Source organism: Sulfuritalea sp., from assembly GCF_031426875.1.
Lineage (GTDB): Bacteria > Pseudomonadota > Gammaproteobacteria > Burkholderiales > Rhodocyclaceae > Sulfuritalea.
The window spans coordinates 24,666-30,797 of the sequence record NZ_JASJPC010000065.1; the positions used below are offsets into that span (position 1 = coordinate 24,666).

Here is a 6,132-nt window from a genome sequence, read left to right on the forward strand (position 1 = left end):
TGGGCGTCGTCAGCCGCCCAATACCCGCCGGACGTGACCATCCGGCCTTCAATATTGAGTGTCAGCGTTGGCGCGAATAGAAGTGACCAGATCTTCTGCAAGGTCGCCAACAGGGGAAGGCATGAAGCTATTCGGTAAATTTCTTGAAAAGCGGGCTGACCGGAAAAAGCAACCAAGGAATAAATCGGGAACAGAGATGTCTCCGACCAGAGTCCGGGTAATGGGCGCCGTCAAGCTGGTGCGCAATGCAGGACTTTTCACAGCGTTTTGTTATGCCATGGGCTTTAACGCCCTGCTTACGGTGGGCTTTGGATATTTTGTGTATTTCAGCTGGGGATATGTGCCCGAAATAGTCACCGGCGTAAGTTTTGCAAAAACATCGGAGCGGGCGCGCGGAGTGACCATTCTGCTGGGGCTTAGCATGTTCTTCTTGCTGGTGATCCTGGTCTTCGTGTGGTTGAGCAGAGCCGCGGCCCAATCAGCCGTCTTGTGAATTCAAGCATGCGATACGAATGCCCGATAGTTCATCCACTGCAGCACGTTGATTCGCCCATCGCGCATGCCCTGCCGGGCAGCAGGGCAACAAGATTGACTGCGCGCAATGGCTCCGGGCGACTCAAGAACTTTCGACAATCCCCGGCAACTTCTTGACGTTTCAATCAATAGCGTGCACTGTAGCGCGCGTCACGAGCCTGGTAGTCAGTCAACACGGAAAAGGCGCATTCCCTGTAGGAGCGAGCTTGCCCGCGATAAGCCGTTGTCGCGAGCAAGCTCGCTCCTACATCCATCGGGTTCAACATGTCTGCGTACCAGTGGGCGCAAATAGAAACTGACGCACCAATTGGCGACCTTGTTCCCGAGAGGTCGCTCGAAATCGAGGAGTCGAGAAGCCATGAGCCCTGTTCTTTCCGCCGTCCTCCTTGTCGCCGTGGTCGTTGCGCATTCGGCTGCCCATGCCCAAAGCTCAATGCTTCGCGTCACCTGCGAAGGCGCCGACATCGGCGCCGAGGTGTCGATCAACGGCAGGTTCAAGGGGGAATGTCCGCTCGACGCCAAGGTTGGCGCGGGCACCGTGAAACTGCGCCTGGTGAAGAAAACAGATAGCCTGCGCGAGCAGGTGTTCGAGCAGGAGGTGCGGATCGGGGAAGGCGTCGTCAAGAGAATTGACGTAGTGCTCGCTGCGCCACGCCTGGTTAGCGAGAGGTCAGGTCACGAGAAAAAGACCTTACCAGGAAAGTCTGCGGAATCCAAAAGAAGACCCGGGCAAACCGACACGGCTGTCGCTCTGGCGACTACGCCGTCCCGCCCCGCGATTCCGCTGGGGATCGGTGAAGACATCTGGAAAATCATCGAGGCCTCCGAGGCCTACCGCAAGCTTCCACAACCTCGCGCATTAAAGGTTGTCTTTCAGGGCAAGAAGGAAATGGAATACACCGGATCGAAGAGCCGGTCACTGCCCAAGCCCGGGGCAGAAGCCATCCGCAATACGCGTGTGAGCGCAGCCGTTGGCGATAAATGCACGATGACTCAGACTGATTTTGCGACCGAAGGCAAACCCGAGGCCCGCATGAGCTATCGGGCGTATCAGTGCGGCTACATCCATCTTGGTTCCTCCTTCGACGGCAAGCCGAGCGGCGTCATCAGCAGCATCGACGAGCTGACGGGCAGCCTTTTCCCGATGCGTGTCGGCGCCCGGCAGACGATCAGCTACCAGATGGCAAATTTGGCGGACCGGCAATACGACTCCAAGCTCGCTGCTGACTGCACCGTGGTGAGCCGGTTGGCAGCGCAGGAACTGGATGCCCGGCTGGCGGGAGCCGCATGGAAGATACGCTGCAAAAGCAGCTATTCATCCAGCAACTCCAACATTGGGGGGAAGGAAACCGACGATTACTATCTTGAAGACCTGGCCGTAATGCTCTCGTCCATCGGGGAATACGACTCATCAAAAAATACACACGTGCTGCCGTCGGCTGGGACGCAAACGCTGATGGCGGCCGAAGGCGACTACGGCAGCCGCACCACCACGACCTACGCCAACTACAACTGGGAGGTTGGTGGTGTATACGAAATGCCCGCGCCAATCGTTCCGCCGACCATTGCGGCAGCGCCGAACGACGGGCGGCGCCCAGCGCCCGAGCGCTACGAACCCGCGCAACGTGAGCAGCCCCGACTGGCGGGATCGACCGACGCAGGGGTGCAGGCCGAACAGCCTGCCAGCGGCGGATCGGACCTTTTTGGGGCAATATTGGGCGGTCTCGCCTCGGGGCTGGTGGATCACGCCGCTGCCCAAATCAATTCGGCGGCTGCGGGCACGGGTGGCGCAGATGGCGTTGCGATGGGCGTGCTGGGCAGCATTACCGCACAGTTGGCCCGCGAGACGAAGGATCAAGTCGCCAGAGATGGGGCCGGCAACGGACAAGCCGCTACGAGTCAAGATCCGGCAGGTTCAAGCCTGGTCAATTCCCTGGCTGGGGCCATGATCAATCAGACGAACAATGTCACCGCGTCGGCGCTTGCCGGAGACGGCCACACGGGGATGGCGGCTCTTGTCGGCAACATGAACAGCGCCATGCTTTCCTCTCTTCAGGGAAGTGGAAGCACGGGCAGCGGCAGTTCCGGCGCCGCCGCGAGCCCTAAAGCTTCTGCTGGTTCGGCGAGAATATTTGTGGTGAGCAGATCGACCAGAGAAGAGGCCTGTGAGGTGTCGAAACGCATGACGAAACAAGATGGCCAGAAAATCACCGGTACATGCTCTTGCAATACGCTCTTCAATTCAAACAATTGCAGAGCCGAAGTGGTTGGTCCGAAAGGAGCTGCCGCGACACCGGAACAAATGGCCGCTGCGAAGGAATGCGCCACGCCATCAAAGCAAAAAGTATATGGCTATCGGTCCACTGGCAATGCCCAGTTCGACGCCGGATGCTCATTGGTTGCATTCGACGTCTGCTTGGCCAAGACGACGGGTCTTTCCACCTATACCCAGGAAGCAAACATCCAGTGCAGCATCCTGCGACGAACGATGAAAGTTGCAGGAGGAGGAAGCATATGCGAGCTTCCCTGCGCGGCCGCGGCGAAATTGCCTGTTGCCGACCCCTGTCAATATTTGAAGAACTGCACAAAATAGTCCCAGGCCGAATGGATCTCGATGCGAGCCACTTGCTCCAGCCTGCCCTCGATGTACGCCGAAGCAACGGCTCGCATCCAATTTTGGAAGGTATTCCCGTGAGAACTGCCATTTGCCTGATTCTTCTGTTTTCTGTTGGCGCCGCGTCAGCGGAGACTTTCTCGGCGAGCGCCGCGAGCGCCGAAGCCGCGTGTGCGCGGGCGAAATCCCAGGCGAGCAAGACTGGCCGGGCATCTGGCGACTGTGATTGCGATATGGTCGGCGCCATGCACATGTGCCTCGTGCAAGCGGAAGATCCCAAAGGAGCGAAAGCAGGTGCCAGGCCGGCGGCCGAAAGCGAAGATCCGTACCCCGATCTGGCGATGGCTTCCTCCACCGAAAAGCAGCGCGCCTGCAGCCTGGCGCGCGAGCTGTTCGCTCAACAGGACCGATCTCCCCAAGCGTGCAACTGCACAAGCCACCGGAACGGGCGCGTGTTTATGTGCACGGCGCGGGGGCGGGGCCCGGCTCAACTCAGTGCGACTGCGCGTTTTATTGGCGACAAGAAGGCCTGGCTAAGGGAATTATTGGCTAAATGCGATCCCGCCACCGATGAACGTCATTGCGAACGAGTCAATAGACTCAACAATGGGGGAAGCGGAAGAAGAGGTTAGGCAAGTCGTCGCGTCGACGGCATCCGAACCGAACCTCCGCTTGCCAGGCCGACGGATGCGACCGCGCGAGCCGGCGTGATCGGGGCTTGTCGCCGCGATCACGCCGCATGACTCCTTACTTCGTTCTGCTGAAATCCGGCGTGCGTTTTTCCTTGAAGGCGGTGATGCCTTCGCGTGCGCTCTCGATGCAGGCCGAGAGGCCGAAGGCCTTGTAGCCGACTTCCAGTGCCGCGGCGAAGCTCTTTGCCGCGGCGGCTTCGAGGATGGCCTGTTCCATGAGGGCGATGCACTCGCGGCTGAGTATCTGGCCGCTGGCGGCGCGGGCTTCCACCGGCTCGATGCTGACCGTTACCGGCGCGTCGCCTATCGGTTTGACCTTGCCCGCGAGCTGGTCCACGCGCGCCACGGCCAGCGCGATCAGTTGCTCGTAGTTGTCGGCCAGTGCGTCGATGATGCCCAGTTCGTGAGCACGGCTGGCCTTGAGGCGTTCGGCCGTGCGCAGCATGGCGTTGAAGGTCGGCGTCGCGTGCGGCCAGCGGCGGTAGGGCACGACCATGGCGCCGATGCCATGGACGATGCCCAGCGTGACTTCGGGCATCTGGATCCAGGCGCGCTTCAGCGCGACGATGCTGTGGCAGCGCGCGGCGAGTTCGAAGCCGCCGCCCAGTGCGATGCCGTTCAGCGCAGCCACGACGGGTTTCTTCATCCGGTCCAGATGCACCAGCAGGCGCGAGCAGTCGCGCGCATATTGCTCGGAGGCCGGTGCGTCGCCCAGCATGTCGACGAAGCGGCCGATGTCGCCGCCGGCGCAGAAGGCCTTCGTGCCATAGCCGGTGAGGACGAAGCCGGCGACCTTGGGGTCGTTCTCGAAGCGGTGGATGACCGAGAGGATTTCGTCGTTCATCTCGTCGTGCAGCGCGTTCATGGCTTCGGGGCGGCGCAGGGTGATGACTTTGACGTCGCCCAGGTCGTCGACCAGGATGTGGCGCAGGAAGCCCTGGTAGTCGGCGAAGGGCTGCTGCGGCATGGGCATGCCCGTACGCTCGGCGCGCAGGCGCATCAGCGCGTTGCCGCTGGTGGGTTCGCCCAAGGTACGCATCAGGTCGAGCGGGCCGTTCTTGAAACCGAGCGCCAGGCGGCAGCCGAGGTCGAGGTCGGCCGAATCGCCGATCTTGCGGTCGACGATATCCACGCTTTGCGAGAACAGGATGCCGAGCAGGCGTTCGCGCACGGCCTGGGCCGTTTCAGCGGCGACCTCGACGCGCTTGCCGGGAGGCACCGTGACCCAGCTGTCGACCGAGCGGAAGATCGGCGCCGGCGTGTAGTGATCGCCCTCCATCTCGGCCTGCAGGGTGTTGGTCTCGGTGATGATCGGGTTGCCGTGAGCGAGGTTGAGCACGAAGAAGGGGCCGGCATGGACGAACTCGGCGGCGACGCTATCGACTTCGGCCGCGATGGCGCGGTCGAGCAGCATGGCCGACTCGTTGCACCAGTTGTCGAATATGCGGTCGAGCATGAAGCAGGCGACGTCGGCGGTGACCAGCGGCACCTTGCCGGTCATGCAGAAGGTCCAGCGCAGGTAGTCGACCACGGCGGGGTCGGTCTGCTCCCAGCGAATCACTTCGACGGCCGGGTTGCGCCAGGCCGGGGCGAAGAAGTGAGTCACCGTCGCGCGGCCCTTGTGCCTGAGTTCGGAGAAGATCTGCGCTGCCGGCAGGGAACTGGTGTTGGAGGTGATCAGTGCGTCGGGGCTGACCACGGCCTCGATCTGGGCGAAGATTTTGCGTTTCAGCGCCAGGTTTTCCGTGGCGGCTTCGATCACCCAGTCGCAGTCGGCGATGTCGGCGTAGTCCAGCGTGCCGAACAGGTTGGACGTCACCGCGGCGGCATCGGCCTCGCTCATCTTGCCGCGCGCCACGGCCTTGCGCGAATACTCCTGAAAGCGCAGCAGTGCGCTGTCCACGGCCTTTTGCGAGACATCGACCAGATACAGCCTGAGGTCCGGCAGGGCGCTTTTCAGGTAATAGCCGATGTCGGGGCCGATGGTGCCGGCGCCGATCACGGCGACGGCGCGTGGCAGGGGGCGGGACGGGGTGGCGAGCAGGGGATTGGCGAAGCTGGCGGTCATGATCGGTTCCTGTGTATGCGGTATACAAAGGATTATCCGATATTCTCGCCGCGCGCACAATTGTTGTGAGCGATTGTCCGGAGCCGCCAACTCCCTCCCCTTCAAGGGGAGGGTTGGGGTGGGGATGGTGCAAACCGGCGGTGACACGTCTGCCGAGCGCCTGTTTCTGCCCCCATCCCCCTCCCGGCCGCTGCGCGGCCCACGGCTGGCTTTGCACAGCCAGC

At 61.7% G+C, this 6,132-nt stretch carries 4 protein-coding genes; 3 read left to right on the plus strand and 1 reads right to left on the minus strand.

Annotated features, from left to right (window positions below; translation table 11 throughout):
• Positions 1-121 precede the first annotated feature (121 nt).
• From RMO95_RS22205 to RMO95_RS22215, 3 genes are all read left to right on the plus strand, one after another.
• Positions 122-493 (plus strand): hypothetical protein, encoded by a 372-nt coding sequence (locus RMO95_RS22205; RefSeq protein WP_310452875.1) that lies wholly within the window; start codon positions 122-124, stop codon positions 491-493.
• Between the two features lie 399 nt (positions 494-892).
• Positions 893-3,127 (plus strand): hypothetical protein, encoded by a 2,235-nt coding sequence (locus tag RMO95_RS22210; protein ID WP_310452876.1) that lies wholly within the window; start codon positions 893-895, stop codon positions 3,125-3,127.
• An 11-nt stretch (positions 3,128-3,138) separates the two neighbouring features.
• A complete protein-coding gene (locus tag RMO95_RS22215; protein WP_310452877.1) occupies positions 3,139-3,780 on the plus strand; it encodes a hypothetical protein in 642 nt (213 codons plus the stop codon).
• 115 nt (positions 3,781-3,895) lie between these two features.
• On the opposite strand, the gene RMO95_RS22220 is transcribed toward RMO95_RS22215, so the two are convergent.
• The gene (locus tag RMO95_RS22220) at positions 3,896-5,908 is read right to left on the minus strand and encodes a 3-hydroxyacyl-CoA dehydrogenase/enoyl-CoA hydratase family protein (protein WP_310452878.1); all 2,013 of its coding nucleotides are present in this window, start codon (positions 5,906-5,908) and stop codon (positions 3,896-3,898) included.
• Positions 5,909-6,132 lie beyond the last annotated feature (224 nt).

Coding starts and splice junctions, on each gene's coding strand:
- RMO95_RS22205 (WP_310452875.1), top strand. CDS start 122: ATGAAGCTATTCGGTAAATTTCTTGAAAAGCGGGCTGACCGGAAAAAG.
- RMO95_RS22210 (WP_310452876.1), top strand. CDS start 893: ATGAGCCCTGTTCTTTCCGCCGTCCTCCTTGTCGCCGTGGTCGTTGCG.
- RMO95_RS22215 (WP_310452877.1), top strand. CDS start 3,139: ATGGATCTCGATGCGAGCCACTTGCTCCAGCCTGCCCTCGATGTACGC.
- RMO95_RS22220 (WP_310452878.1), bottom strand. CDS start 5,908: ATGACCGCCAGCTTCGCCAATCCCCTGCTCGCCACCCCGTCCCGCCCC.